Source organism: Natrinema altunense, assembly GCF_000731985.1.
Classification (GTDB): Archaea; Halobacteriota; Halobacteria; order Halobacteriales; family Natrialbaceae; genus Natrinema; species Natrinema altunense.
Map to the genome: position 1 here is coordinate 192,528 of NZ_JNCS01000003.1, position 22,684 is coordinate 215,211.

Consider the following 22,684-nt stretch of genomic DNA (forward strand, 5'->3'; position numbering starts at 1 on the left):
AATGCACTGCTACGAAATTTCACCACCGAAATTTCACTCTGCGAGCGCGGCCAAGCCGCGCTCTCGGTAACATTTCGATCAAAAGCACTCCTCCCTCCGTTCCGGGCCGCTTCGCGGCCCTCTACATCGGTCGTCGGCCCGCTCGCTCCCTGCGGTCGCTCGCGGTGAGTCTCAGTGGCCCGCACTCAGTCATCCGGTACCAGACAGTAGGCGTGACCCGGCTCCTCGAGCACCGTCTCCTCGTCCTCGTCATAATAGTTCGAGAAGTCGCCGCGCTCGGCGTAGTAGATCCGGTCGCCCCGCGGGATCGGGCCGCTGGTCACGTGCCCGCGGTTTTCGACTCGCCAGCGCCGGTCGCCGGTTTCCCTGTCGAGGGCGTACAGGTGCGTATCGTAGGACCCGACGAGGATCGTCTCGGCGGTGGCGGTTATCGAGCCGATGACCCGCCCGCCGACGTCCGCCGACCACAGTTCGTCGCCCGTTTCGGTATCGAGCGCGTACACGTGATGATCGTCGCTCCCGACGTAGACGATTCCCTGCTTCGGATCGATCGCCGGATTCGACATCACGATGTCGCCGGTCTGGAACGACCACTCCTCGCTGCCGTCCGCGAGGTCGAGGCGGTAGAACCGACCGTCCCACGAACCGACGAAGGCCGCGCCGTCGTAGACCGGGATCGTCCCCTTGATCTGCGCGCCGAGATCGAACCGACCGCCGGCCATCGGCTTGCCGTCGGGACCGCCTTCGCCGCCCGTCTGGAACGACCAGGCGAACTCGAGCGAGGGGAACTCCCAGCAGTAGACGACGCCGTCGTTCGAACCGGTGACGAGCCGGCCGGCCTCGCAGTCGATCGCCGGCGAGGGATGGGGCATCCCCCAGAGACGGTCGTCGCTCCAGGTCGGGTTGCCGGTAGCGGCGTCGACCTCCCAGAGCGCGCCGCTGGCGGGGTTCTTGTGCTCGGTCAGGAGATAGAGCGAGCCGTCGACGTACGCGGGGCTCGAGCCGATGGCGATCGCGTCGCCGAAGTCGCGAGTCCGGGTGTGCCAGACGATGTCCCCGGTCGGAACGTCCACGGCGTAGAGTTCGCCGTCGTAGCCGCCGATGTAGGCGGTGTCGCCGACGATCGCCGGCGTTCCGTGGAAACCGAGGCTCCGGCCGGCACCGGTCTCGAGGGTCCAGCGGCGCTCACCGGTCGGCGCGACGGCGTGGATCGTCCCGGTGTCGCCGGCGACGAGAACCGTCTCGCCGTCGGGCGTCGGCCGCGGCGTCGACTTGGCCGCGGTGTGTCCGATGCGGTTGACCGGGAACGACCACGCTTTCCGGACGGCCTCGGGGACGGTCGCGTCGGGATAGTAGCCGTACCGGCGCAGTCCGCGGCGGAACATCGACTGCCCGTCGTCCGCCGGCAGCGGGACGTAGCCGTCGGCGGCGTCCGCGGCGCTCGCGACGGCCCCGCAGTCCGGCGGTGACCGGTACTGGCGGGCGGTACAGCCCGCGAGGCCGACGGCCCCGGCAGTCGCCGCGGTCCCGAGAAGCGTCCGTCGCGACACTCGAGTGCCACCGGCTTCGGAGCGGTCCCGATCGGATGCCGCGTCGGCGGCGTCCTGATCGGCGTCACCGTCCCGAGGGGCGGCGTGCTCGCTCACGCGTTCACTCCTGCTGGGCGTCGACGACCGCGACGCCGGCCAGGTTGACGATGTCCTTGACCTCGTCGCCGCGCTGGAGGACGTGGACCGGTTCGTCCATGCCGACCAGCATCGGGCCGATGGCGTCGGCCCCGCCCAGCCGCTGGAGCAATTTGTAGCCGATGTTGCCCGATTCGAGGTTCGGGAAGACCAACACGTTCGCGGGCTCCTCGAGTTCGGAGAAGCCGTAGGTCCCCTCGAGGATGTCCTCGACGACGGCGGTGTCGGCCTGCATCTCGCCGTCGACCGTGAAGTCGACCTCGGGGTCGTCCTGCAGCATCGCGGCCGCCTTGCGGGGTTTGCGGGTCCCCTCGTTGTCGACGCTCCCGAAGTTCGAGTACGAGAGCAGGGCGGCGCGGGGTTCGATGTTGAACCGGCGTGCCAGCTTGCCGGTCTGTTTCGTGACCTCCGCGAGGACCTCCTCGTTGGGGTCCTGATTGACCGTCGCGTCGGCGACGAAGATCACGCGGTTCTTGAACGTCAGCATGTAGACCCCGGCGGCGTAGTCGACGTCCTCGTCGGTCCCGACGACCTGCAGCGGCGGCCGCAGCGCAGAGGGGTAGTGATGGGAGAGCCCGGTCAGTAGGGCGTCGGCGTCGCCCTGTTCGACCATCACGCTCCCGAAGTAGTTCGAGTCGCGCTCGATGAGTTCGCCGGCCTCGCTGCGCGTGATCCCCTTCCGAGCGCGGAGTTCGTGAAGCCGGTCGGCGTACTCCTCGTAGTCGCCGACGGACGGATCGGCGACCGTCGGGTCGAAGTCCAGTCCGAGGTTGGCGGCGGTCCCTCTGATCTCGTCCTCGTCGCCGATCAGGACCGGCAGGGCGATCCCCTGCTCCTGAATCTGGTAGGCCGCGCGGATCATCTTCTCGTTCTCGCCCTCCGCGAGCGCGACCGTCTTGGGATCGCTCTTGGCCTTATTGAGGACGACCCGCATCATCTCGCGGGACTTGCCGAGGCGGGCCTCGAGTTCCTCCTCGTAGGCCTCGAGGTCGATCTCGGTGCGGGCGGCACCGGACTCCATCGCGGCGTCGGCGATCGCCGGCGCGACGCGGAAGAGCACCCGCGGGTCGACGGGCTTGGGAATGATGTAGTCGGGGCCGTACTGAATCGGCTCGTCGCCGTAGGCCTTGACGACCGCATCGGGAACGTCCTGTCGGGCGAGTTCGGCCAGCGCCTCGGCGCAGGCGACCTTCATCTCCTCGTTGATCTCGGTGGCGCGCACGTCGAGCGCCCCGCGGAAGATGAACGGGAACCCGAGGACGTTGTTGACCTGATTCGGGTAGTCCGAGCGGCCGGTGGCCATAATGACGGTGTCGTCGCGGGCCGCCTTGGCCTCCTCGTACCCGATCTCGGGATCGGGGTTGGCCATCGCGAAGACGATCGGGTCGGCGGCCATCGACTGGACCATCTCCTGCGAGACGATGCCGCCGATCGAGAGCCCAACGAAGACGTCGGCCCCCTCCATCGCGTCCGCGAGCCCGCCCTCGGGCACGTCGCGGGCGAACTGCTGTTTGTACTCGTTGACCTCGCCCGCGGCGGCGCGGTCCGCGGTGATGATCCCCGAGGAGTCACACATCGTGATGTTCTCCTTCCGGACGCCAAGCGAGACGTAGAACCGCGCCGTCGCGATGGCACTCGCCCCGGCTCCGGAGAAGACGACCTCGAGTTCGTCGAGACTCTTGCCGGCGATGTCGGCGGCGTTGAGCAGGGCGGCACCCGAAATGATCGCGGTGCCGTGTTGGTCGTCGTGGAAGACCGGAATGTCGATCTCCTCGCGCAGCCGTTCCTCGACGGTGAAACACTCGGGTGCTTTGATGTCCTCGAGATTGATGCCGCCGAACGTCGGCTCCATCATTTTGATGGCCTCGACGAGCTTGTGAGGGTCCGAGTCGTCGAGTTCGAGGTCGAAGACGTCGATGTCGGCGAAGCGCTTGAACAGGACGCCTTTCCCCTCCATGACCGGTTTGGAGGCCTGTGCGCCGATGTCGCCGAGGCCGAGCACGGCCGAGCCGTTCGAGACGACGCCGACGAGGTTCCCCTTCGCCGTGTAGCTGTAGGCGTCGGTTTCGTCCTCGTCGATCTCGAGACACGGCGCGGCGACGCCGGGCGAGTACGCGAGCGAGAGGTCCCGCTGCGTGTTCGTCGGTTTCGTGGTCGATATCTCGATCTTTCCGGGCGGATCGGTCCGGTGGTACTCCAGTGCGTCCTCGTCTAGTCCCATATCGGGGACACTGCAGGGGACTACTAAAAACAATGCGAAGGGGAGTTTCGACGACTGTCGAACTAACCGCGTATACCGGGGGGTCGACGTTCCGTGAGAAAAGATGATGATTCGACCGTTTTATACGCCCCGCGGGACTGACGTGGGGTATGGACGTCGCGCTTGGTGGGACCTTCGACCCCGTTCATGACGGCCATCGACGGCTGTTCGAACGGGCGTTCGAACTCGGAGACGTGACGGTCGGGTTGACCAGCGACGAACTCGCGCCGAAGACACGAGACGTCGAGCGGCGAGTCCGATCGTTCGACGACCGGAAGGCGGACCTCGAGACCGAACTCGAGTCGATCGCGGCCGACCACGACCGCGCGTTCGAGGTCCGGAAACTCGAGTCGCCGACGGGGATCGCAACGGAACCGCAGTACGACTACCTCGTCGTCTCGCCGGAGACCCGCGAGGGCGGCACGCGGATCAACGAGATCCGTCGCGAGCGCGGCCACGATGCCCTCGACGTGGTCGTCGTCCCGCACGTCCTCGCCGACGACGGCGACATCATCTCGAGCACGCGGATCGTCACCGGCGAAATCGACGAACACGGGACGGTCATCGACGGCGACTGATGTGCCGCGGTCCCCGGCAACCGCCCCACCATCGCGGCGCGTGCCGCTGGACTCGGGGCGCGGCGTCCGTTCTCGTATCGGATACGTAGCCCGATTCAGTCCGCCACTGAGCGGCGACCGAACGGGTGTACGACGGCGTTACCAGCGCGGCGGCTCGAGTCCGGCCGCCTCGAGCAACTCCTTCCAGCGGGATTGGATCGAGAGCCGAGAGACGTCCGCGGCCTCCGCGACCGCGCCCTGCGTGCGGCCCTCGCCGGCGACGAGCGACCCGGCATAGAGGCTGGCGGCCAGGACCGCCCGTTTCGAGCGATCGGACGCCGGCACGTCGGCGAGGAAGAGATCGACCGCACACGATCGCGCCTCCGTCGAGAGGTCCAGGCGCTCGGCGGCGGTCTCGAGTTCCTCGAGCCACGGTTCGTACTCGATGCGATCCCGGGCGCTGTGCATACTGCCGGGTATCGGGTCGGACGGCATAAACCTACGGTCGCCGACCCGCCGCGGCGCTCGACGGCGATCGCGTCGGATCGGGTCGCCAATGATGCACTACGACCGGCAACGTTCAGATACGAATAGCTCGGAAATACGGCCGTTCTCGGCCGATTTCACTAGGCGACGACTACTAAACCAGCCGTCGCCCCAAGGGCGGGACGTCGGTCGCCGGGGCGGTCGCACCTGTCCATGAAAGACCCAACCTGCAAACTCGTCTGTACCGGGTGCGGACTCGAGATGCCGTACCGGGAGCGGTCGCTGGCCGAACAGGCCGCGGAACTCCATCAGCTTCGGGACCCCGAGCACGTGACGTTCATCGTTCCCCCGGACTGGTCGCCGGAGGAGCCGGTGAAACACTGTTAGCGCCACACGAGGGGCGGGCGGGACGATCCGGCGGCCGGCGCGCCGTTAGCGCGGACCGACAGGTACTTACTCGATTCGTGAAAACTCGGGAGTGAGCGCGGGTAGCCAAGCTAGGCCAACGGCGCAGCGCTTAGGACGCTGTCCCGTAGGGGTCCGCCGGTTCGAATCCGGTCCCGCGCATTCTCCGCGAACAACTTCGTGAGCGGAGACTGCGGTCAGCGGATTCGAACCCTGGACATCGCAGCGCTCGAGCGAAGCGAGAGCGATCGTCTTCCCCCGGTTCGAATCCGGTTCTGCGCACTGACCGGAACCCTGCGAGCGGAGCGAGCAGTTTGGAGTGAGAGAGCAAGAGCGGAGTCGTGGCCCAGCGGACGAGCAAAGTGATGTCTGCACGGTTCGAATCCAACTGCGCAATCTACATTGCTTATCTCTCACATCTGCCGTCGTTGATATTTATACCAGGAGTTTTATTCGAGACATTCATATCAGTACAAAATATCGGATTAGACGTTTTCCATACACCAGATTTCGTTCACAATATCTGCGAGTTCTTCACTTCGTTCTACAATCTGCTCAATACCCCACTCGTTATAATTATCTGCGACAGCTTCTGCCATTTTGAATTCTGTTTTATGCGAATAGATACGGCACTTCTGCTCGAAGGGATTATCAGATGCACTCTGATTCACACGGTCTTCGAGGAGAGTTAGGTTACCAATCCGCTTCTTGTATTCCTCGAACTCTTCTTCTGTACAGTTCAGATAGCGCTTCCACTCACTGTATTTATCTGCTGTGAATGCACTCTGAGGCGCGATGTGTTCAATATCAACTTTGGACCTATCGTTCACACCTTTTCCCCGACTGGAACGCATGTAATACTCCTCCTCGATACGGTCAAGAACGTATTTCGTAAAGTCATTATTCTTGAATTCTCGATTAACCATTCGCTCTCTCAGAACAGTATCACTGGGCGACCGCTGCTCTGCTAACCGTCTTAGGTATTCGTTTTGATTGTCTTGTTTCGTCAACATTGTGCAGGCCCGACACCAAAATCTATCTCGACTAGTGTTAGAGTTACGACCAGCAATTTTGTTACGAATGTTTAGAACTTCTAAGATATAAAGCGCTTCAAGCACATCATCTGCATCATCATATTCTGTGATGATACGTAGCAATAGCGTACGAATCCGTTTGTTTTTGAGTTGAGTAGATTCTATCTTTTCGTTTAGGTCGTTGGTGTATTTACGGAATTTCTTAACCTCTCCATTTTTGATGTTTACATAGACTTTGGATTTTCCATACATATCCTCAAGTAATTCCTCAAGGGACATGTCATGAGCTTGAAGACGACCCTCAAGTAGCTCGTTCACATAATCGTAGAGTTTCCGTTTAGATACATTGTCTGTTGCTTCGGGCTCTTGAATAGACATGAAATAGTGACAGAAGAATCGATATTGTTGAGTGAGTTCTGGCCGGATGACACTGAGAATATCTTCCCAGATCTCTTTCACACGGTCTTCATCAATATCCTCGTCTTGGTTCGCTTCCATAAAGATACGATTCTTTACAAGGTCAACAGACCCGAGGTCCAGACCTTTATCATTCAGACTCTCGAAAAGTCTGAATGCAGACACTTCGCTACTACACTCAATCTGGACCATAGAAATGGATTCAATCAATTCAATCCAAACGTTATCTAACCGTTCAAGCGTCTTCTCATCTATTTTCTCTCGATAGTATTCGTATGCGTCCTTCACTTGGGAATCTTCGATCTCGTCCGCTTCTCCTTCAAGTATATGTCTAAAATATGGATTATTATATTCATTCAATCTTACTTTTTGATATTCTTTCCTCGTTCGTTGGCTAGTTATCCAAAGAATTTCATCAATCAAGCTAGCAACATCATCGTCATAATCCTCACCATCTTCTTCAAATCGGTCACGGATGGCACAGAGGAGGATACAGATTGTCGTTATACGTTGTTGGCCATCGACTAGCTCGAGATGTTTTATATCGTCTCCCTGTCCCTCTATCACAACGACAGAACCCAAGAAGTGATTGTTTCTATCTTGCGTGAGTGCATATACGTCGTCCCAAAGCTCACTCCACTGATCTTTTCCCCATGAATATTCTCGCTGATAATCAGGGACACGAATCTGTTTAGACCCTTCTAGAACCTCTCCAACATTATGGTCATCTGCTGAGAGGTTAAACCCCATACTGGACATGTCGCTTAAACGGGGGGCACTCTATAAAACTCTAATGGGAATAGAAAGTCACTATCAGATAGTATAGCTCGGCGGTCTCTTCAATCTAATACAGTCTTCGATAGCTATGAAATGGAACTATTCATAAACATAAATCGATCAGTCATACTCAACGCTCGTTACTCGTCGTCCGATAACGTACTCGCGTCTAATTCGCCCTCGAGATACGCCGTCCCCGCGTCGGTGATCACGTAGAACCCGCGCGATGGCCGCTCGACGAGGCCGTACGAAGCGAGTTTGCGGCAGCGAACGCCGATGTAGTTGTTGTTTCGGTCGATTTCGTCGGCGATCGATTTGGGCGTCCCAGCGCCCTGCGCTCCTAGATACTCGAGGATTTCGTCGTCTGCCCGCGTCATCCACTCAGCGCGCTTTCGCATTGGTAGAGCTATGCTAAGCAGTACTCCATCAATGTACGCTGGAACGTTGTTATGGGCAATGAACGACTCCCTTACGAGAGTTATCTAATCTTTGTAAATATGTAAGGCACAGTTTTTTGTTAGTAGAAAATACATTGTCGAGTACGGGAGCGAAGCGACCGTGTCGTTGAACGCTACGTAGTGAGAGAACGACGGTCCGTAATCGCTCCCACGACGACCAATGCCAACCGACGACTCGCGGGGGTCCGACGCCCCCGACCGACCGGACGAATCGACCGACACCGACACGCAAACGGCGTCGCTCGCGGGCTACGGCGAACGCCTCGGGGCGATCGAGGCGATCAGTCGCGACCTGCTGGCGGCGGTCGAGGCGACGGCCGACGCCGACGACTGCGAGCAGGAGTGGCGACGGGACGCGGTCCGGCACCTGCGGGAGATCCGCGCCGAAGCCGCGTTCGCCCGCCGAGCGCTGTCGAGACGCCCCGTCCACGAAGGCGTGACGACCGACCGGGACGACGGAACCGTGCCGATGATCCGGACCAGCGGCGGCGGGGGCACCGTCGTCCACGGCCCCGACCCGATCGCGTTCCAACGCACCCGCGGCGACGCCGACGAGCAGTAAGCCGCCCGCCGCCACCGATCGTTTCGAGCGACAGCCGCGGAGCAAAACGACAGACGCGCGTCAGACGCTCCATAACGCTTATTCGCGCAGGGCCGGGTTGTAGTATCAATGGCCGGGTTAGACGACGTGTTCGGGGACCTCTTTGCGAGTGTGGACGCGGTCGTGCTCTTTTCACCCAGCGGTTCGTACTACGAGCAGGTCATGGCCGTCGACGATCTCGACATCGTCGTCGTCGGCACCGAAAACGACGTCGGCGCGGAGACGTTCGTCGAACTCCCCCTCGAGTTCGCAGACATCACCGACCGGATTCGCTTCGGTCTCGAGGGCGCCCTCGAACAGGGTGTCGTCGAGGACGGGGACGACCTCGCGTGTGCGACGAGCGTCTTCAGCGACGAGATCGATACGGTCTCGCGCGTCCGGGCGGACGCGGAGACCCAGACGGGGATCTACGACCTGTTCGTCAAATCCCGGGCGGACCCGGAGGTCGTCAAGGCGGTTCTCGAGGTGGCGATCGAACTCGGCAAGAAGGGTCAGAAGGGCAAGCCCGTCGGCGCGCTGTTCGTCGTCGGCGACGCGGGGAAAGTGATGAATAAGTCGCGGCCGCTCTCGTACAACCCCTTCGAGAAGTCCCACGTCCACGTCGGCGACCCCATCGTGAACGTCATGCTCAAGGAGTTCTCGCGGCTCGACGGCGCGTTCATCATCTCCGACGCGGGCAAGATCGTCTCGGCGTATCGCTACCTCGAGCCGTCCGCCGAGGGGATCGACATTCCGAAAGGGCTGGGTGCGCGACACATGTCCGGCGCTGCGATCACGCGGGATACCAACTCGATCTCGATCGTGCTCTCGGAGAGCGACGGGCTCGTCCGGGCGTTCAAGGCCGGTGAACTCATTCTGGAGGTCGATCCGGAGGCGTACTGATATGGTAGCGTGGCAGCCACTCCTCGACGAACCGGCCGTCATCGCGGCGGCGGTCCTGGCACTCGGCCTCGTCGTCGGCTATCTGGTCGGCCGGCTCAACGAGGAGTTGCTCTCGGCTTCGGGCGTCCCGGAGACCGTCGAAGGCACCCCCTTCGAACGGACGGCCCAGTCGATCGGTACCTCGACGGTCGAGATCGTCGCGCGGCTGAGTTCGTGGTTCATCTACGGGATCGCGGTGTTGACCGCGATCCACATCGCGCAGTTGCTCGACACGGACGCGTTCTGGCTGCGGGTCACGGAGTTCATCCCGCAACTGTTCATCGCCGTCCTCGTGCTCATTCTCGGCTTCATCGTCGCGGACAAGTCCGAACTGATCGTCAGCGAGTATCTCCGGGGCGTCAAGCTCCCCGAAGTATCCGTCATCCCGAAACTCGTCAAGTACTCCGTTCTCTACGTCACCTTCATCATCGCGCTCGGACAGGTCGGCGTTCACGTCCTCGCGTTGCTGATCCTGCTGACGGTCTACGCCGTCGGCGTCGTCATCGTCGGCACCGTCGCGTTCAAGGACTTCCTCGTCTCGAGCGCCGCCGGCATCTACCTGTTGCTCAACCAGCCCTACGGGATCGGCGACGAGATCCGGGTCGGCGACCAGACGGGGATCGTCCAGGAGGTCGACCTGTTCGTCACGAAAATCGAGGACGACTCCGAGGAATACATCGTTCCGAACCGGAAGGTCTTCGAGGACGGCGTCGTCCGGATGCGGGACTGACGCGGCCGCGGGCTACTCGAGCGACAAGCCGGCGTGCCAGCGGTCGACGCCGGCCTCGCGTTTGACGGCGTCCATCTTCGCGAGGAGGTGTGTCGCGAGCGTCGCGGTCTCGGCGGCACGGGACTCGCCGTCGGTACGGAAAGTCCCGGTCTCGCGGTTGGCGTAGACGGTACAGACCGCGCCCGCCCGGAGCCCGTACAGGTTCGCAAGCGTCAGGATGGCGCTGGCTTCCATCTCGATGTTTTTGACGTTCGCGGCTTTGAGTTCGTCGATCAAGTCGTCGGCCCCGGCGGCTTCGAAGCCGTCGACGCCGGGCCGCCCCTGGCCGGCGTAAAACGAGTCGGCACTCATCGTCACGCCGGTGTGGTAGTCGTAGCCGAGTCGCTCGGCGGCGGCGACCAGCGCCGAGACGACCTCGTGGTCGGCTGTTGCGGGGTAATCCTCGCGGACGTATTCGTCGCTGGTTCCCTCCTGCCGGACCGCACCGGTGGTGATGACCAGATCCCCGACGTCCATCTCGGGCTGGATCGCGCCACAGGAGCCGACACGAACGAACGTGTCGACGCCGACGCGGGCCAGTTCCTCGACGGCGATCGCAGCCGACGGACTCCCGATACCGGTCGACGTAACCGAGATCGGCGTTCCCTCGTACGATCCCGTCGCCGTCCGGTACTCGCGGTGACGGGCTCGAAGCTCGTGGTCGTCCCAGAAGGCGACGATCTTCTCGAGGCGCTCGGGGTTGCCGGGGAGCAACACGGTGTCGGCGACGTCCGCCGAGTCGATCTCGAGGTGGTACTGTCGGTCGGCGTTCGGGTCTTCGCTGTCGCGGGTCATCGATGAGCGGCGGTTCGGGTCGGCGCGGTATATAAATGCTGGACGGCCGTACGCGAACGTATGGCACGTGGGACGCTTACGGACGCCTCCGTCAGGGCGATCCGACACGGTCTGGCCGACCTGCCGGCGGATGCGACGCGTATCGGCGTACTGCGACGGCCGCCGTCTCGGGCCCGGTCGGTCGTCGACGAGACCGTGCCGGAACTGGGACTGCCCGACGATCTGCTCGCGTCGATGCGCGACGCCGCGGCGGAGATGCGACTGCAGGGGCTCTGCGACGAGGGGGCTCACAACGCCGCGTGGGAGCAGGTCGGGGTCGGCGAGGCCTATCGAAAGCACCTCGAGACGGACGCCGACGCGCGGGACGCGCTCGCGGCGCTGGACGACAGGCTGGCAGCCGGCGAGTCGCTCGTGCTCGTCTGTGTCGAGAATACGGATGCGAAACGCTGTCACCGGACGATTCTCAGGGCGGCGCTCGAGGGAGCCGAGTCCTGACAGCGCTCGCTGTCGGCTCGTCTGCGGGACGGGCCGACCGCCGTCCCGATCCGAAGCGGAGCCCGCCGCGGCCTCACTCGAGCGTCTCCTGACTGATCGTGTTCGGCAGCAGTTCGTCGAGCGTGTACTCGGTCACCGCGTCGCCCTCGTCACAGAGCACGACGAGATCGCCGTCGCAGAACTCCGTGAGCGTCTGTCGGCACATCCCACAGGGGGTGACGCCGTCGCGGCGGTCCGAACTGACCGCGAGCCGTGCGAACTCGCGGTGACCGTTCTTGACCGCCTCCGCGACCGCGACCTCCTCGGCGTGGAGGCTGTTGCTGAAATTGGCGTTCTCGAGGTTGCAGCCGACGAAGACCGTGCCGCCAGCGGTCTCGAGGGCCGCACCGACCCGGTACTCGGAGTAAGGCACGTGCGCGCTGTCCTGAACGTCGCGGGCGGCGTCGATGAGATCGTGGTCGGTCACGAGCGGTGGTTCCTCGAGCGAGTGCAAGAAGCCATCGACCGGGCGGTCTCGATGGCGGGGGTCAGTCGTCGCCGGACTCGTAGTGGTCGCCGGCGGCGTCGGGCAGGCGGGTGCGCCCGACGAACACGAGGACGACGATGACGGTCATGTGCGGGATCGTCCGGATGAGTTCCGTCGGGATGGCGTATCCCGCCGCCTGTAGCACGTCTTGCATCGAGTTGAGCCCCGCAAAGAGGAACGACCCGAGGAGGGCACCGATCGGGTGGTAGTTCGCGAGCAGATAGGTCGCGATCGCGATGAACCCGCGACCGTTGATCACGGTGTCGCCGGTGCCGGCGAACGTTCCGAGGGTCCCGAGACCGAACCCTGCGCCGCCGAGGCCGGCGAAGACGCCCGAGAGGAGGACCGCGGCGTACCGGACCTTGCGAACGTCGACGCCGGCCGTATCCAGCGCCTTCGGGTTCTCGCCGCTGGCGACGACCCACCGCCCGAAGGTCGTCCGGGAGAGGAGATACCAGCCCGCGACGGCCCCGGCGAGCATGAGATACACCTGCGGTTCGGTATCGAACAGGAGGTAGCCGACGAGCGGGATCTCCGACAGCACCGGGACCGTCACGTTCTCGAACCGAGTGATGTTCACGGTGTTGGGACTGTCGAAGAGGATCCGCGAGATAAACGGCGCGAGTCCGAGCGAAATGAGCCAGACCGCGAGGCCGGCGATGATCTGGTCGGCCTCGAACTCGAGACAGACGACCGCGAAAAGCAGCGCGAAGAGGACGCTGACGAGGACGCCGATCAGCATGCCCCACCACAGGTTCGGCAGGCCGGCCGTCGCGCCGCCGTCGCCGAGCCAGTCGACGACGACGATCGCGCTGAACGCCGAGACGATCAGCAGTCCCTCGATGCCGATGTTGATAACGCCGCTCTTCTCGGCGAAGATGCCGCCGATCGCCGCGAGCGCGATCGGGACGGCGAATCGGAGCGTCGACGTCTGCCAACTCGCCGGCGTCGTCCAGAGGACGAGCAGGAAGACTGCAACGCCGCCGACGGCCGCCGCAAGCGGGCGCTGTTCGAGGCTCGTTCGCGCCCGATGGATCGCGTTACGCATCGGCGTCACCTCCGTCGTCGGCCCCCGCGTCACCGCCATCGGTTCGGGCGGGTCTCGCCGAGTCGACGGTGACGTACCGCCGGCCGAGCATGCGGAAGAATTCCGGCATCGCGACGAAGAGGATGATGAGGCCGGTCAGGATCCCGACCAGCTCCGGCGGAACGTCCGTCGCGGTCCCGATCGAGTTCCCGCCGCTGTCGAAGATGCCGAACAGGAACGCCGCCGCGCCCACGCCGATCGGACTGTTGCCGGCCAGCACCGAGACAGCGATCCCGTCGAACCCGAGCGACGGCACGTTCTCGAGCCAGCGGCCGTGGACCATCAACACCCAGAAGGCACCGCCGATCCCGCCGAGCGCTCCCGACAGGGTCATGCTGGCGACGGTCATTCGCTTCTCGTCGACGCCGCCGTAGGCGGCCGCCCCCGGCTGGATACCGCTCGTCCGGAGTTCGTAGCCGAACGACGTCCGAGCGAACAGCCACGCGATGCCGACCATGAGCGCGACGGCGAACGCCAGCGCGAGCAGGGAGAAGTTCATCCGACCGCCGAAGCCGACGACCGGGAGGGTCGGTATCTCGGCGTACTCCGGGACCGGTGCCGTCTGCGGGTTGGTACTGTTGGGGTCCTGGAACTGCCAGGAGAGCAGCGTCGACGTGATGCCGACCGCGATGATGTTGAGCATGATCGTCGTGATGACCTCGTTGGCGTCGGCGTAGGCTTTGAGCGCGCCCGGAACCGCACCGTAAACCCCGCCGGCGAGCGCGCCCGCGAGGACGCCGAGCGGAATGAGGACGACGGTCCCGATGACCCCGGCAGGAACGACGACCCCGAGCGGAAGGACGATGCGGGCGGGAACGACTGCCGACGCGTAGACGACCGTAACGGCCGTCGCGAGGCCGCCGACGACCAACTGGCCCTGCGTCCCGATGTTGAGCAGGCCGGCGCGGAACGCGACGGCGACCGACAGCCCCGAGAAGATCAGCAGTGTCGTCCGTTGGAGCGTCGTCGCGAGGCTGTAATTGGTGAGCGTCCAGCCGCCTTCGAGGGGGTGGCCCAGGGCCCCGAGGAACAGTTCGTAGTAGACCTGCATCGGGTTGTAACAGAACGTCGCGCCGCCCATCTCGAGGCCGGTCCGACAGGACGCGAACGCCCCGGAGACGAAGACGAGGACGCCGCCGATGAGGACGGCGGTCACCAGCGCCGCGAGGCTGATGACGATTCGGTCGACGACCGACGCCCGAGCGAGGCGCTCGGCGATCGACTCGAGTCGGTCCCTCATCGTGACTCACCCGGGTTGGGGTGGCGGTCGGCCTCTCCGTCCGGCCGCTGGCCGGCCATGCGCAGTCCGAGTTCCTCCTCGGTGACGGCGTCGGGGTCGGTGACGTCGATGAACTCGCCCTCGTACATGACCGCCAGGCGGTCCGACAGCGATCGGATCTCGTCGAGTTTCGAGGAGACGAGCAGCACGGCGACGCCCTCGCGCCGAAGCTCGAGCAGGCGGTCGTGGATGAACTCGGTCGAGCCGATGTCGACGCCGCGGGTCGGGTGGGTCGCGACGACGAGCGAGGGGTCGCGCTCGAACTCGCGGCCGGCGATGAACTTCTGCTGGTTGCCGCCCGAGAACGACCGCGCGGCTGCGGTCGCGTCCGGGGGCCGTACGTCGTAGGTCTCGATGATCTCCTCGGCGTGGTCGCGAACGCCGGCCCAGTCGATGCGGCCGCCACTGGCGAACCGCCCCGATCGCTGACTCCCGAGAACGCCGTTTTCGACGAGGTCGAAGGGCATGACGAGCCCGCGCTCCTGTCGGTCCTCCGGGATGTAGGCCATCCCGTTCTCGATGCGGCGGCGGCGAGACCACGCCGTGATGTCGTCTCCCGCGTAGTCGATCGTTCCCTCGTCGGGGATTCTGAGGCCGGTGATCGCCTCGATCAGTTCGGCCTGCCCGTTGCCGTCGACGCCCGCGATGCCGAGAATCTCGCCGGCGCGGACGTCGAGGTCGATACCGGAGACGACCTCGACCCCGCGGTCGTCCTCGACGGTGACGTCTCGGGTCGAGAGGACGGTGTCGCCCGTCTCGACGGGGTCGGAGTCGGCCTCGAGGATGACCTCCCGGCCGACCATGCGCTCGGCCAGCGCCTCCCGATCCGTTCGGTCGGGATCGACCGTGCCGACGGACACCCCATCCCGGAGGACGGTGATCGCGTCCGCGGCGTGGGTCGCCTCCTCGAGTTTGTGCGTGATGAAGATGATCGTCTTCCCCTGGTCGGTGAGTTCCTCGAGAACGTCGTAGAGACCCTCGACCTCCTGGGGAGTGAGGACGGCGGTCGGCTCGTCGAGAATGAGAACGTCCGCACCGCGGAACAGCGCCTTGAGGATCTCGACGCGTTGTTGGACGCCGACGCTCACGTCTTCGACGGTGGCGTCCGGATCGACCTCGAAGCCGTATCGGTCACAGAGGTCGCGAATCTCGCGGTCGATACGGTCCCGATCGACGGCCATTCCGAACCACTTCGTCGGCTCGTTCCCGAGCGCGATGTTCTCGGCGACCGTCATGGGATCGACCAGCATGAAGTGCTGGTGGATCATCCCGATACCGGCGTCGATGGCGTCCCTGGGCGAGTCGAACGTGCGCTCCTCGCCGTCGACGACGACCCGTCCCTCGTCGGGCTGGTAGAGCCCGTAGAGGACGTTCATCAGCGTCGTCTTGCCGGCCCCGTTCTCGCCGAGTAAGGCGTGTACGGTTCCGCGCTCGACGCGGAGGTCGACGTCGTCGTTCGCGACGACGCCGGGGAACCGCTTGGTGATGCCGTCGAGGTGGACGGCGAGGTCACTGTTCGTCACGTCGAGATCGGCAGTATTCGTCTCCACCGCTGCGGTCGGTCCAGTCCCGTCAGTCGTTCCCGCTCCGGGCTCACTCATGCGATTACAGTTCGCTTGGGACGTCTATCTCGCCGTCGATGAGCGCTTGTTTGGACTCCGCGAGGGCGTCCTTGATCTCCTGGGGAATTTCGGCACCGAGTTCGTCGCCGTAGACGGCACCGACCCCGTCCTGCTCGAGTCCGAGGGCCTTGGTTTTGCCGCCCTCGAACGTCCCGTTGACGACGGATTCGATAGCGTTGTAGACGGCGGTATCGACGCGCTTGACCATGCTCGCGAGGATGACGTCGGCGAAGTCCGCGTTGGAAAGCGACTGGTCGTCGTCGACGCCGATCGCGAATCGGCCCTCGTCTTGGGCGGCTTGGAAGACGCCGACACCGGTGCGGCCGGCCGCGTGGAAGACGATGTCCGCGTCGTTGTTCTTGTACATCGATCGGGCGGTCGACTGCCCGCGGCCCGTATCGTTGAAGTCACCGACGTACGACGAGACGACCTCGGCGTCGTCGTTCGCGTACTCGACGCCGGCACGGAAGCCAGCCTCGAACGACTCGATCAGGGGCGTTCTGGTCCCGCCCACGAAGCCGACGGTGCTGGCGTCGGGGTTCGTTTCGCCGGCACCGGCGGCGAACTCGCGATCGGTCAGCAGGCCGGCCAGGTGACCGACCTGAAACGACCCCTCCGGCTCGTTGAAGGTGTAGCTCCGGACGTTGTCCGCATCGACGACCTCATCGACGATGATGAAGTTCTGATCGGGATACTCGGGGGCGTTTTCCCGCAGGGCTTCCGCTTGCGCGTAGCCGATGCAGTTGATCAAGTCGTAGTCGCCGGACTCGGCGAAGGTCCGCTGTGCACTCGGAAATTCGCCTTCGTTGCCCGGCTCGGTCTTTTCGTACGAGAGATCGAACTCCTCGAGTGCCTTCTCGAGTCCCTGCTTGGCCATGTCGTTGAACGAGTCGTCGCCGGTCCCGCCGGTCGCGTACACCATTCCGACTCGATACTCCGCGCTGCCACCGTCGCCGAACCCGCCAACGCAGCCGGCGATGCCGGCGAGTCCGACTGCGCTTGCACCCTCGAGAAACTGGCGTCGATTTCGCGTCATGAGGCGGGCTAGCGTAGGGTGTCGATATATACCCGTCGAAACAGTAGAAGTCGACCCGGCGGCTGACAATCCCCTCTCCGGGCGTTCAATGGGCGATCGGCAGCCGCTGCCGCATCGCTTACGCCGTTTCAGAGACCGTCGTTTCGATGACGGCACGCGCATCGGCGACGAGTTCGTCGACGGCGTCGCTCTCCGCGTAGAGGCGCACGTAGGGTTCGGTGCCGCTGGGTCGGACCAGCAGCCACGACGCGTCGTCGAACTCGAGGCGGACGCCGTAGTCCGTGTCGACCGCCGCGTCGGGGAACGCCTCGGGGAGCGCCGACTCGAGGGAGGCCATCGCGTCGGCCTTGGCGGCGTCCGGACACTCGACGCTGACCTTTCGGTAGGGACGTTCGGTGACCGGCGCGCGGAGGCGATCGGTGTCGCCGGCGTCGGCGACGAGGGCGGCGACGACCGCGGCGCTGGCGACGCCGTCGATCCAGCCGCCGAAGGCGGTGTGGATGTGTTTCCAGGGTTCGGCGGCGAAGACGATCTCCGTCCCGTCGGCTCCGGCGGCGCGTTCACGGGCGATCCCCTCGTGGAGCGCACCCAGTCGGACGCGTTCGACCCGCCCTCCGGCCGCACGGACCCGCTCGTCGATACGGGCGGAGGCGTTGGGGGTCGTGACGACCACGGGATCGTCGGCGTCGCTCACCGCCGTATAGTGGGCCGCGACGACCGCGAGAACGGTATCCTCGTGGATCACCTCGCCGTCGGGACCGAGGACGACGAGTCGGTCCGCGTCGCCGTCGTGGGCCAGCCCGAGGTCGAAGTCGCCGGTCGCGGGCTCGGTTCCGTCCGCAAGGAAGTCGGTAAACGCCGCGAGCGTCTCCGGCGTGGGCTTGCTCCCGCGGCCGGGGAAGTGGCCGTCGACGGAGGCGTTGACCGCGACGACCGTCGCGCCGAGGCGCTCGAGGACCTGCGGCGTCGCGAGCGCGCCGACGCCGTTCCCGCAGTCGACGGCGATCCGGAGCCCCGAGAGGGGGGCGTTCGAGGCGGCGTCCGCGTCGGTCCCGGGCCGCTCGCCGAACCGTTCCCGGACGTAGTCCTCGACGGCGGACCGGTACTGCTCGAGTACCGGGAGGTCCTGTGCGTCGCCCCACTGGTCCCAGCGGGCGAGCCCGGCGTCGTCGCGCGCCACGTGGTCGTCGATGGCCCCTTCGGCGTCGCTGTCGTACTCGACGCCGTCCGCGAAGAGTTTGATGCCGTTGTCCGCGGGTGGGTTGTGACTCGCGGTGAGCATCACGCCCCGTCGTCCCTGCGAGGCGAACGCGAGCGCCGGCGTCGGTACCTGGCCGACGCGGCGAACGTCCGCGCCGGCGCTCTCGAGGCCGGCTTCCATCGCCGCCGCGAGTGCCGGCCCGGTCTCCCGGCCGTCACGACCGACGACGAACGTTTCCCCGGGGTCGCCCGCCGCCTGGCCGACGGCGAGCGCCAGCGACGGCGAAACTTCCTCGACCGGGCCACGGATTCCTGCAGTCCCAAAGAGCGTCATAGCCGTCCGTTCCGCGAGGAGCCACTTAGCGATATTGCACTCGCCGCTGTGCGGAGCAAAGGGGTACCTCGATGTGGCGGCTACTCGGCCGGCAGATCGTCGATCAGAACGACGGCCTCGCCGTCGATCACGGTCGCGTCGTCGTCCTCGTCGCGGACGAGCGTCTCGAGTCGATACTGGTCGTTGCCCAGATCCTCGACGATCTCCACGCGGGCGGAGACGCGGTCGCCGATACCGACAGGGCCGCTGAACTCGAGGTCCTGGGAGAGGTAGATGGTGAGTCCGGGGAGCCGAGCCAGCGCGGCGCTGATGAGACCGGAGACGAGGGTCCCGTGGACGATGCGCCCGCCAAAGCGGGTCTCGGACGCGAACTCCTCGTCGAGGTGGAGTCGGTTCGTGTCGCCGCTGACCGCGGCGAACGCCCGGACGTCCTCCTCGGTGAGGGCCTTCTCGAAGGTGACGGTATCGCCGACGCTGATTCCGTCCGGATCGTCGACGGTACGGTCGAACTGCCAATCGAGATCGGAGTAGTCGACCGACGGGATCGACGGGGCGATCCGGTCGGTCTCCGCGCTGGACTCGCCGTCGGTCGGCGGAAGCATCGCGGAGACGGCGGCACGGTTCGCCGCGGTCGCAGTTCGAAGAAACCCTCGCGTCATGGCCGACCACGCGTTCGTCATGGCGGCGAGGTTGTCTTCGCCAGCGTTCTGGTGGGACATCTACGGGCGGCTAGGCGTGGTGTGTATATGACTTCTTTGGCTCGCTCAAGAGCGTTTTACCGCACGACAGAGCCAGTAATACCGTATTAGGACCTCTCTTCCGACCCCGTTCGAACCTGAACTTGAACTATCACGTCCGACAGTCCCTCTCGATCGTTGTCCGATCGACCCCGGTAGGCGGCCCGATCCATCCTATGCCATCTCATGTCCTCTAATGGTATCTAGTGGGAAGGCTTATTGTGTCCGCGATCTAACGTCCTGTTGATGACGGACGACTCCGACCGGTCGGCCTGGTTCCCGCCTGCGATGTTCACCGAACAGATGCAGGAAGCGGGCGAGCAGGTCGCCGAATCCCAGCAGGAGATGATGAAACAGTTGCTACAGACCATGTCGGCGAACCCGCTCGAGAACACGTCGGCCTTCGGGCCGATGAATATGGGCACGGCGACGTTCAAGGCCCGCGTTCAGAGCGGCGGTCGGATCAGCATTCCCGGTCCCGAACGGGAGGCCCTCGACATCGAGGAGGGCGATATCGTCCAGACGATCGTCGTCCCCGTCAAACGCAACCGAGAGGATCACTCATGACACAGAACCCATTCACTGCAGTACTCGACGCACAGCGCACCGCACTCGAACAGTCCCAGCGCCTGACCCACGACGCTCTCGAGGCCCAGCAGACCTCGATCAGCGCCTTCGCGGACGCCGTCGAAACCTCGAGTTCGATGGCCGAATCCAACGCCGAGCTGACCAAGGGCGCGATCCACGCCACCTTCGACGCCCTCGAGGCATCTATGCCCGAGGAAGCCGCCGACTTCGGCGAACTCCGCGACCTCGTCGACGACGGCTTCGACTCGGCTACCGAGGCCCAGTCGCAGTCGATCGACGCCTATCTCGAAGCGCTCGAGGAGTCGGAAGTCGCCTACGAGGAGTTCGCCGCCAGCTACTCCGAGGTCGTCGATACCTCCTTCGACGCGGCACTGGAAGCCCACGAGCAGGTCACGGAGAACGTCAGCGCCGTCGCCGAAAACGTCGAAGAGGCCGCCGACGAGTTCGACGTCTCGGCGTAAACCGGGCTCAGCTTTTTATCGTCCACCGTCAATTTTCACCCATGTCAGATTCACAACCCCCGATGCAAGACTGGAACGCGTTCGCCGAACAGTGGAACGAACAGTTCCTCGACGCGCTCGAGGACAATATGGAAGCGCAGGCGCAGTTCGTCGAGAGCTGGTCCGAAACCGTCGGTGAGGTCAGCGAGGATGCCGAATTCTCCGACGGCGTCGAGGGGTACGCCCGCGCCTACGAGACGTGGATGAACGCCTCCCAGCAGATGGTCGATCGGATGAACGACCAACTCGAAGGCGAGGACGTCGACATCGAGGAGTTCCGCGACATCTGGCTCAACACCGCCAACGAGGCGTTCAAGGACGTCATGTCGACGACCGCGTTCGCCAGGATGACCGGCGAAACCGTCGGCGACGTCCTCGAGATGCAACAGCAGGCCGACGAGGCGGCCCAGGAGACGCTACGCTCGCTTGGCTTCGCGACGCAAGACGACGTCGTCGAGATCGGTGACCGCCTCGTCGAACTCGAACGCCGCCAACACGACGTCGAACAGAAACTCGACCGCGTTCTCGAGCACCTAGACGAGCAATGAACAACCCCTTCGCAACCGCACTGACCATGCAACGACAGGCCTGGGAGGCGACCGCCGACCTGGCCGAGAAAACCCGGATCGCCCCCGATCGAACCGACACCGTCGAGAACGTCGCCGTGGGGCAGACGCCCAGCAAAGTCGTCTACGAGGAGAACAAACTCGAACTCCTCCACTACGAGCCGATGACGGAGGAGCAACACGACGTCCCGATCCTCATCGTCTACGCGCTGATCAACAAGCCGTACATCCTCGATCTGCAACCCGACCGCTCGGTAGTCCAAACGCTGCTCGAGGCCGGCTTCGACGTCTACCTGATCGACTGGGGTGAGCCGTCCACACTGGACCGCTCGCTGTCTATCGACGACTACGTCAACCGGTACATCGACAACTGCGTCGACGTGGTTCGGGAGCGGTCCGGACAGGACTCGATCAACATCCTCGGCTACTGTATGGGCGGCACCATGTCGGCCATGTACGCCTCGCTGCACCCCGACAACGTCGAGAACCTGGCACTGATGGCCTCGGGGCTGTGCTTCGCCGGCGACGGCGGCGTCCTCGAACTCTGGGGCGGCGAGGAGTACTACGATCCCGAAGTCGTCACCGAGACGTTCGACAACGTCCCCGCCGGGTTCTTGGACGTCGGCTTCGCGTTGATGGACCCCGTCGCAAACAACGTGACGAAGTACGTCCGCTTCTACGACAACATGGAGGACGAGGACTTCGTCGAGAACTTCGCGCGCATGGAGCGGTGGCTCGACGAGGGTATCGACATGGCCGGCGCGGCCTACGAGGAGTTCATCCGCGACGTCTATCAGGACAACAAACTCTACGAGAACGACCTCTCCCTGGACGGGGACCACGTCGACATCAGCAACATCGACATGCCCGTCCTGCAGATCGTCGCGGAGTACGACCACCTCATCCCGCCGACGGCTTCGAAACCGTTCAACGACGTGATCGCCTCCGAGGACACCGAAATCCTCGAGTTCGCGACGGGCCACATCGGGATGTCCGTCTCCTCGCGCAGCCACGAGGAACTCTGGCCGCAGGTCTGTGCGTGGTTCGAGGAGCGCTCGAACGGTTCCGAAGGCGAAACCGACCCGGAGACGCCCGACTCCGAGACATCGGACGCCGCCCTCGCGGAAGACGTCGCGGGCGACGAAACGGGGACCGCGGACCTCGCCGAGGGCACCTCGAGCGTCGAAACGGACTCGAGTCCCGATCTCGACAGCGAGACGACCGACCGCTCGGACGCGGACCTCGCCGAGCGCGGCGAGGACGACATCCAGGCGGAACCCGCGGAACCGGGCGAGATGACCGTCGACGAAGACATCGTCGAGGACATCGTCGACGAGGAAGCCGCATCCGAGATCGACACCGAGACCGACGATCTCACCGAGCTACGGGGCGTCGGGCAGGCGTACGCCGAAACGCTCACCGCGGCCGGGATCGAGACGATCGACCAGCTCGCCGCGGCCGACGCCGCCGACCTCGCCACCGAGACCGACATCTCGCCGAGCCGACTCGAGGACTGGATCGAGCAGGCACGGGAGCGGTAGTCGAGTCG

Annotated in this window: 23 protein-coding genes and 1 tRNA gene; 11 read left to right on the forward strand and 13 right to left on the reverse strand. The window is 64.3% G+C overall.

All coding sequences use genetic code 11. From position 1 onward, the window contains the following. Positions 1 to 185: 185 nt before the first annotated feature. Both ALTAJ2_RS07800 and ALTAJ2_RS07805 read right to left on the reverse strand, forming a co-directional pair. On the reverse strand, positions 186 to 1,646 hold the full coding sequence (locus ALTAJ2_RS07800; protein WP_007109174.1) for an outer membrane protein assembly factor BamB family protein: 1,461 nt from the start codon (positions 1,644 to 1,646) through the stop codon (positions 186 to 188). Between the two features lie 4 nt (positions 1,647 to 1,650). Then, on the reverse strand, positions 1,651 to 3,906 hold the full coding sequence (locus tag ALTAJ2_RS07805; RefSeq protein WP_007109173.1) for an NADP-dependent malic enzyme: 2,256 nt from the start codon (positions 3,904 to 3,906) through the stop codon (positions 1,651 to 1,653). 149 nt (positions 3,907 to 4,055) lie between these two features. Between ALTAJ2_RS07805 and ALTAJ2_RS07810 the strand changes: the two genes are divergently transcribed. Next, positions 4,056 to 4,523: a phosphopantetheine adenylyltransferase gene (locus tag ALTAJ2_RS07810; RefSeq protein WP_007109172.1), complete on the forward strand. Its 468-nt coding sequence runs from the start codon at positions 4,056 to 4,058 to the stop codon at positions 4,521 to 4,523. Positions 4,524 to 4,661: 138 nt separating this feature from the next. On the opposite strand, the gene ALTAJ2_RS07815 is transcribed toward ALTAJ2_RS07810, so the two are convergent. Next, entirely contained in the window at positions 4,662 to 4,970 is a 309-nt protein-coding gene (locus tag ALTAJ2_RS07815; RefSeq protein ID WP_007109171.1) for a transcription initiation factor IIB family protein, read from the reverse strand. A gap of 231 nt (positions 4,971 to 5,201) precedes the next feature. On the opposite strand from ALTAJ2_RS07815, the gene ALTAJ2_RS19650 reads away from it, so the two are divergent. After that, a complete protein-coding gene (locus ALTAJ2_RS19650; protein WP_007109170.1) occupies positions 5,202 to 5,375 on the forward strand; it encodes a hypothetical protein in 174 nt (57 codons plus the stop codon). A gap of 95 nt (positions 5,376 to 5,470) precedes the next feature. Next, positions 5,471 to 5,555 (forward strand) — tRNA-Leu (locus tag ALTAJ2_RS07820). Positions 5,556 to 5,878: 323 nt separating this feature from the next. Here ALTAJ2_RS07820 and ALTAJ2_RS07825 read toward each other — a convergent pair. Next, positions 5,879 to 7,603 (reverse strand): DUF262 domain-containing protein, encoded by a 1,725-nt coding sequence (locus ALTAJ2_RS07825; protein ID WP_049900227.1) that lies wholly within the window; start codon positions 7,601 to 7,603, stop codon positions 5,879 to 5,881. Positions 7,604 to 7,761: 158 nt separating this feature from the next. Continuing rightward, on the reverse strand, positions 7,762 to 8,019 hold the full coding sequence (locus ALTAJ2_RS07830; RefSeq protein WP_049900224.1) for a phage repressor protein: 258 nt from the start codon (positions 8,017 to 8,019) through the stop codon (positions 7,762 to 7,764). Between the two features lie 220 nt (positions 8,020 to 8,239). Here ALTAJ2_RS07830 and ALTAJ2_RS07835 point away from each other — a divergent pair, with 220 nt between their 5' ends. From ALTAJ2_RS07835 to ALTAJ2_RS07845, 3 genes are all read left to right on the forward strand, one after another. Beyond that, entirely contained in the window at positions 8,240 to 8,641 is a 402-nt protein-coding gene (locus ALTAJ2_RS07835; protein ID WP_007109166.1) for a hypothetical protein, read from the forward strand. Between the two features lie 108 nt (positions 8,642 to 8,749). Then, complete coding sequence (gene dacZ, locus ALTAJ2_RS07840) at positions 8,750 to 9,562, forward strand: diadenylate cyclase DacZ (protein WP_007109165.1); 813 nt, start codon at positions 8,750 to 8,752, stop codon at positions 9,560 to 9,562. A 1-nt stretch (position 9,563) separates the two neighbouring features. Further along, positions 9,564 to 10,331 carry a mechanosensitive ion channel family protein gene (locus ALTAJ2_RS07845; protein WP_007109164.1) on the forward strand — a complete coding sequence of 256 codons (768 nt, stop codon included), beginning with the start codon at positions 9,564 to 9,566 and terminating at the stop codon, positions 10,329 to 10,331. A 12-nt stretch (positions 10,332 to 10,343) separates the two neighbouring features. Here ALTAJ2_RS07845 and ALTAJ2_RS07850 read toward each other — a convergent pair whose 3' ends face one another. Beyond that, positions 10,344 to 11,165, reverse strand: coding sequence for a nucleoside phosphorylase (locus ALTAJ2_RS07850; RefSeq protein WP_007109163.1), 822 nt, complete (start codon positions 11,163 to 11,165; stop codon positions 10,344 to 10,346). Positions 11,166 to 11,225: 60 nt separating this feature from the next. On the opposite strand from ALTAJ2_RS07850, the gene ALTAJ2_RS07855 reads away from it, so the two are divergent. Beyond that, positions 11,226 to 11,660, forward strand: coding sequence for a DUF488 family protein, N3 subclade (locus ALTAJ2_RS07855; RefSeq protein ID WP_007109162.1), 435 nt, complete (start codon positions 11,226 to 11,228; stop codon positions 11,658 to 11,660). 73 nt (positions 11,661 to 11,733) lie between these two features. Here the strand turns inward: ALTAJ2_RS07855 and cdd are convergent, their stop codons facing one another. The 7 genes from cdd to ALTAJ2_RS07890 all read right to left on the reverse strand — a co-directional run bounded on the left by cdd (position 11,734) and on the right by ALTAJ2_RS07890 (position 19,463). Next, positions 11,734 to 12,153 (reverse strand): cytidine deaminase, encoded by a 420-nt coding sequence (cdd, locus tag ALTAJ2_RS07860; RefSeq protein WP_007109161.1) that lies wholly within the window; start codon positions 12,151 to 12,153, stop codon positions 11,734 to 11,736. A 34-nt stretch (positions 12,154 to 12,187) separates the two neighbouring features. Beyond that, positions 12,188 to 13,234: an ABC transporter permease gene (locus tag ALTAJ2_RS07865; protein ID WP_049900293.1), complete on the reverse strand. Its 1,047-nt coding sequence runs from the start codon at positions 13,232 to 13,234 to the stop codon at positions 12,188 to 12,190. Then, positions 13,227 to 14,513 carry an ABC transporter permease gene (locus ALTAJ2_RS07870; RefSeq protein ID WP_007109159.1) on the reverse strand — a complete coding sequence of 429 codons (1,287 nt, stop codon included), beginning with the start codon at positions 14,511 to 14,513 and terminating at the stop codon, positions 13,227 to 13,229. Before ALTAJ2_RS07870 ends, ALTAJ2_RS07865 begins: the two co-directional genes overlap by 8 nt. Beyond that, positions 14,510 to 16,153 carry an ABC transporter ATP-binding protein gene (locus ALTAJ2_RS07875; protein ID WP_049900220.1) on the reverse strand — a complete coding sequence of 548 codons (1,644 nt, stop codon included), beginning with the start codon at positions 16,151 to 16,153 and terminating at the stop codon, positions 14,510 to 14,512. Before ALTAJ2_RS07875 ends, ALTAJ2_RS07870 begins: the two co-directional genes overlap by 4 nt. 4 nt (positions 16,154 to 16,157) lie before the next feature. Next, positions 16,158 to 17,210, reverse strand: a complete 1,053-nt coding sequence (locus tag ALTAJ2_RS07880; protein WP_007109157.1) for a BMP family lipoprotein — start codon at positions 17,208 to 17,210, stop codon at positions 16,158 to 16,160. A gap of 118 nt (positions 17,211 to 17,328) precedes the next feature. Beyond that, positions 17,329 to 18,744, reverse strand: a complete 1,416-nt coding sequence (locus ALTAJ2_RS07885; protein WP_007109156.1) for a phosphohexomutase domain-containing protein — start codon at positions 18,742 to 18,744, stop codon at positions 17,329 to 17,331. Between the two features lie 80 nt (positions 18,745 to 18,824). Further along, on the reverse strand, positions 18,825 to 19,463 hold the full coding sequence (locus tag ALTAJ2_RS07890; RefSeq protein ID WP_007109155.1) for a MaoC family dehydratase: 639 nt from the start codon (positions 19,461 to 19,463) through the stop codon (positions 18,825 to 18,827). A 264-nt stretch (positions 19,464 to 19,727) separates the two neighbouring features. Between ALTAJ2_RS07890 and ALTAJ2_RS07895 the strand changes: the two genes are divergently transcribed. The 4 genes from ALTAJ2_RS07895 to phaC are packed head-to-tail and all read left to right on the forward strand — an operon-like array spanning position 19,728 to position 22,676. Next, positions 19,728 to 20,048 carry an AbrB/MazE/SpoVT family DNA-binding domain-containing protein gene (locus ALTAJ2_RS07895; protein WP_007109154.1) on the forward strand — a complete coding sequence of 107 codons (321 nt, stop codon included), beginning with the start codon at positions 19,728 to 19,730 and terminating at the stop codon, positions 20,046 to 20,048. Next, entirely contained in the window at positions 20,045 to 20,530 is a 486-nt protein-coding gene (locus ALTAJ2_RS07900; protein ID WP_007109153.1) for a hypothetical protein, read from the forward strand. The genes ALTAJ2_RS07895 and ALTAJ2_RS07900 overlap by 4 nt, the downstream gene beginning before the upstream one ends. Before the next feature lie 41 nt (positions 20,531 to 20,571). Next, positions 20,572 to 21,117, forward strand: coding sequence for a poly(R)-hydroxyalkanoic acid synthase subunit PhaE (locus ALTAJ2_RS07905; RefSeq protein ID WP_049900215.1), 546 nt, complete (start codon positions 20,572 to 20,574; stop codon positions 21,115 to 21,117). Continuing rightward, on the forward strand, positions 21,114 to 22,676 hold the full coding sequence (phaC, locus tag ALTAJ2_RS07910) for a class III poly(R)-hydroxyalkanoic acid synthase subunit PhaC (protein ID WP_007109151.1): 1,563 nt from the start codon (positions 21,114 to 21,116) through the stop codon (positions 22,674 to 22,676). Before ALTAJ2_RS07905 ends, phaC begins: the two co-directional genes overlap by 4 nt. Positions 22,677 to 22,684: the final 8 nt, after the last annotated feature.

Bases quoted from the DNA above. Each gene is read 5' to 3' on its own strand.
- ALTAJ2_RS07805 (WP_007109173.1), bottom strand. From the start codon at position 3,906: ATGGGACTAGACGAGGACGCACTGGAGTACCACCGGACCGATCCGCCC.
- ALTAJ2_RS07810 (WP_007109172.1), top strand. From the start codon at position 4,056: ATGGACGTCGCGCTTGGTGGGACCTTCGACCCCGTTCATGACGGCCAT.
- ALTAJ2_RS07815 (WP_007109171.1), bottom strand. From the start codon at position 4,970: ATGCACAGCGCCCGGGATCGCATCGAGTACGAACCGTGGCTCGAGGAA.
- ALTAJ2_RS19650 (WP_007109170.1), top strand. From the start codon at position 5,202: ATGAAAGACCCAACCTGCAAACTCGTCTGTACCGGGTGCGGACTCGAG.
- ALTAJ2_RS07825 (WP_049900227.1), bottom strand. From the start codon at position 7,603: ATGTCCAGTATGGGGTTTAACCTCTCAGCAGATGACCATAATGTTGGA.
- ALTAJ2_RS07830 (WP_049900224.1), bottom strand. From the start codon at position 8,019: ATGCGAAAGCGCGCTGAGTGGATGACGCGGGCAGACGACGAAATCCTC.
- ALTAJ2_RS07835 (WP_007109166.1), top strand. From the start codon at position 8,240: ATGCCAACCGACGACTCGCGGGGGTCCGACGCCCCCGACCGACCGGAC.
- dacZ (WP_007109165.1), top strand. From the start codon at position 8,750: ATGGCCGGGTTAGACGACGTGTTCGGGGACCTCTTTGCGAGTGTGGAC.
- ALTAJ2_RS07845 (WP_007109164.1), top strand. From the start codon at position 9,564: ATGGTAGCGTGGCAGCCACTCCTCGACGAACCGGCCGTCATCGCGGCG.
- ALTAJ2_RS07850 (WP_007109163.1), bottom strand. From the start codon at position 11,165: ATGACCCGCGACAGCGAAGACCCGAACGCCGACCGACAGTACCACCTC.
- ALTAJ2_RS07855 (WP_007109162.1), top strand. From the start codon at position 11,226: ATGGCACGTGGGACGCTTACGGACGCCTCCGTCAGGGCGATCCGACAC.
- ALTAJ2_RS07865 (WP_049900293.1), bottom strand. From the start codon at position 13,234: ATGCGTAACGCGATCCATCGGGCGCGAACGAGCCTCGAACAGCGCCCG.
- ALTAJ2_RS07870 (WP_007109159.1), bottom strand. From the start codon at position 14,513: ATGAGGGACCGACTCGAGTCGATCGCCGAGCGCCTCGCTCGGGCGTCG.
- ALTAJ2_RS07875 (WP_049900220.1), bottom strand. From the start codon at position 16,153: ATGAGTGAGCCCGGAGCGGGAACGACTGACGGGACTGGACCGACCGCA.
- ALTAJ2_RS07880 (WP_007109157.1), bottom strand. From the start codon at position 17,210: ATGACGCGAAATCGACGCCAGTTTCTCGAGGGTGCAAGCGCAGTCGGA.
- ALTAJ2_RS07885 (WP_007109156.1), bottom strand. From the start codon at position 18,744: ATGACGCTCTTTGGGACTGCAGGAATCCGTGGCCCGGTCGAGGAAGTT.
- ALTAJ2_RS07890 (WP_007109155.1), bottom strand. From the start codon at position 19,463: ATGTCCCACCAGAACGCTGGCGAAGACAACCTCGCCGCCATGACGAAC.
- ALTAJ2_RS07895 (WP_007109154.1), top strand. From the start codon at position 19,728: ATGACGGACGACTCCGACCGGTCGGCCTGGTTCCCGCCTGCGATGTTC.
- ALTAJ2_RS07900 (WP_007109153.1), top strand. From the start codon at position 20,045: ATGACACAGAACCCATTCACTGCAGTACTCGACGCACAGCGCACCGCA.
- ALTAJ2_RS07905 (WP_049900215.1), top strand. From the start codon at position 20,572: ATGTCAGATTCACAACCCCCGATGCAAGACTGGAACGCGTTCGCCGAA.
- phaC (WP_007109151.1), top strand. From the start codon at position 21,114: ATGAACAACCCCTTCGCAACCGCACTGACCATGCAACGACAGGCCTGG.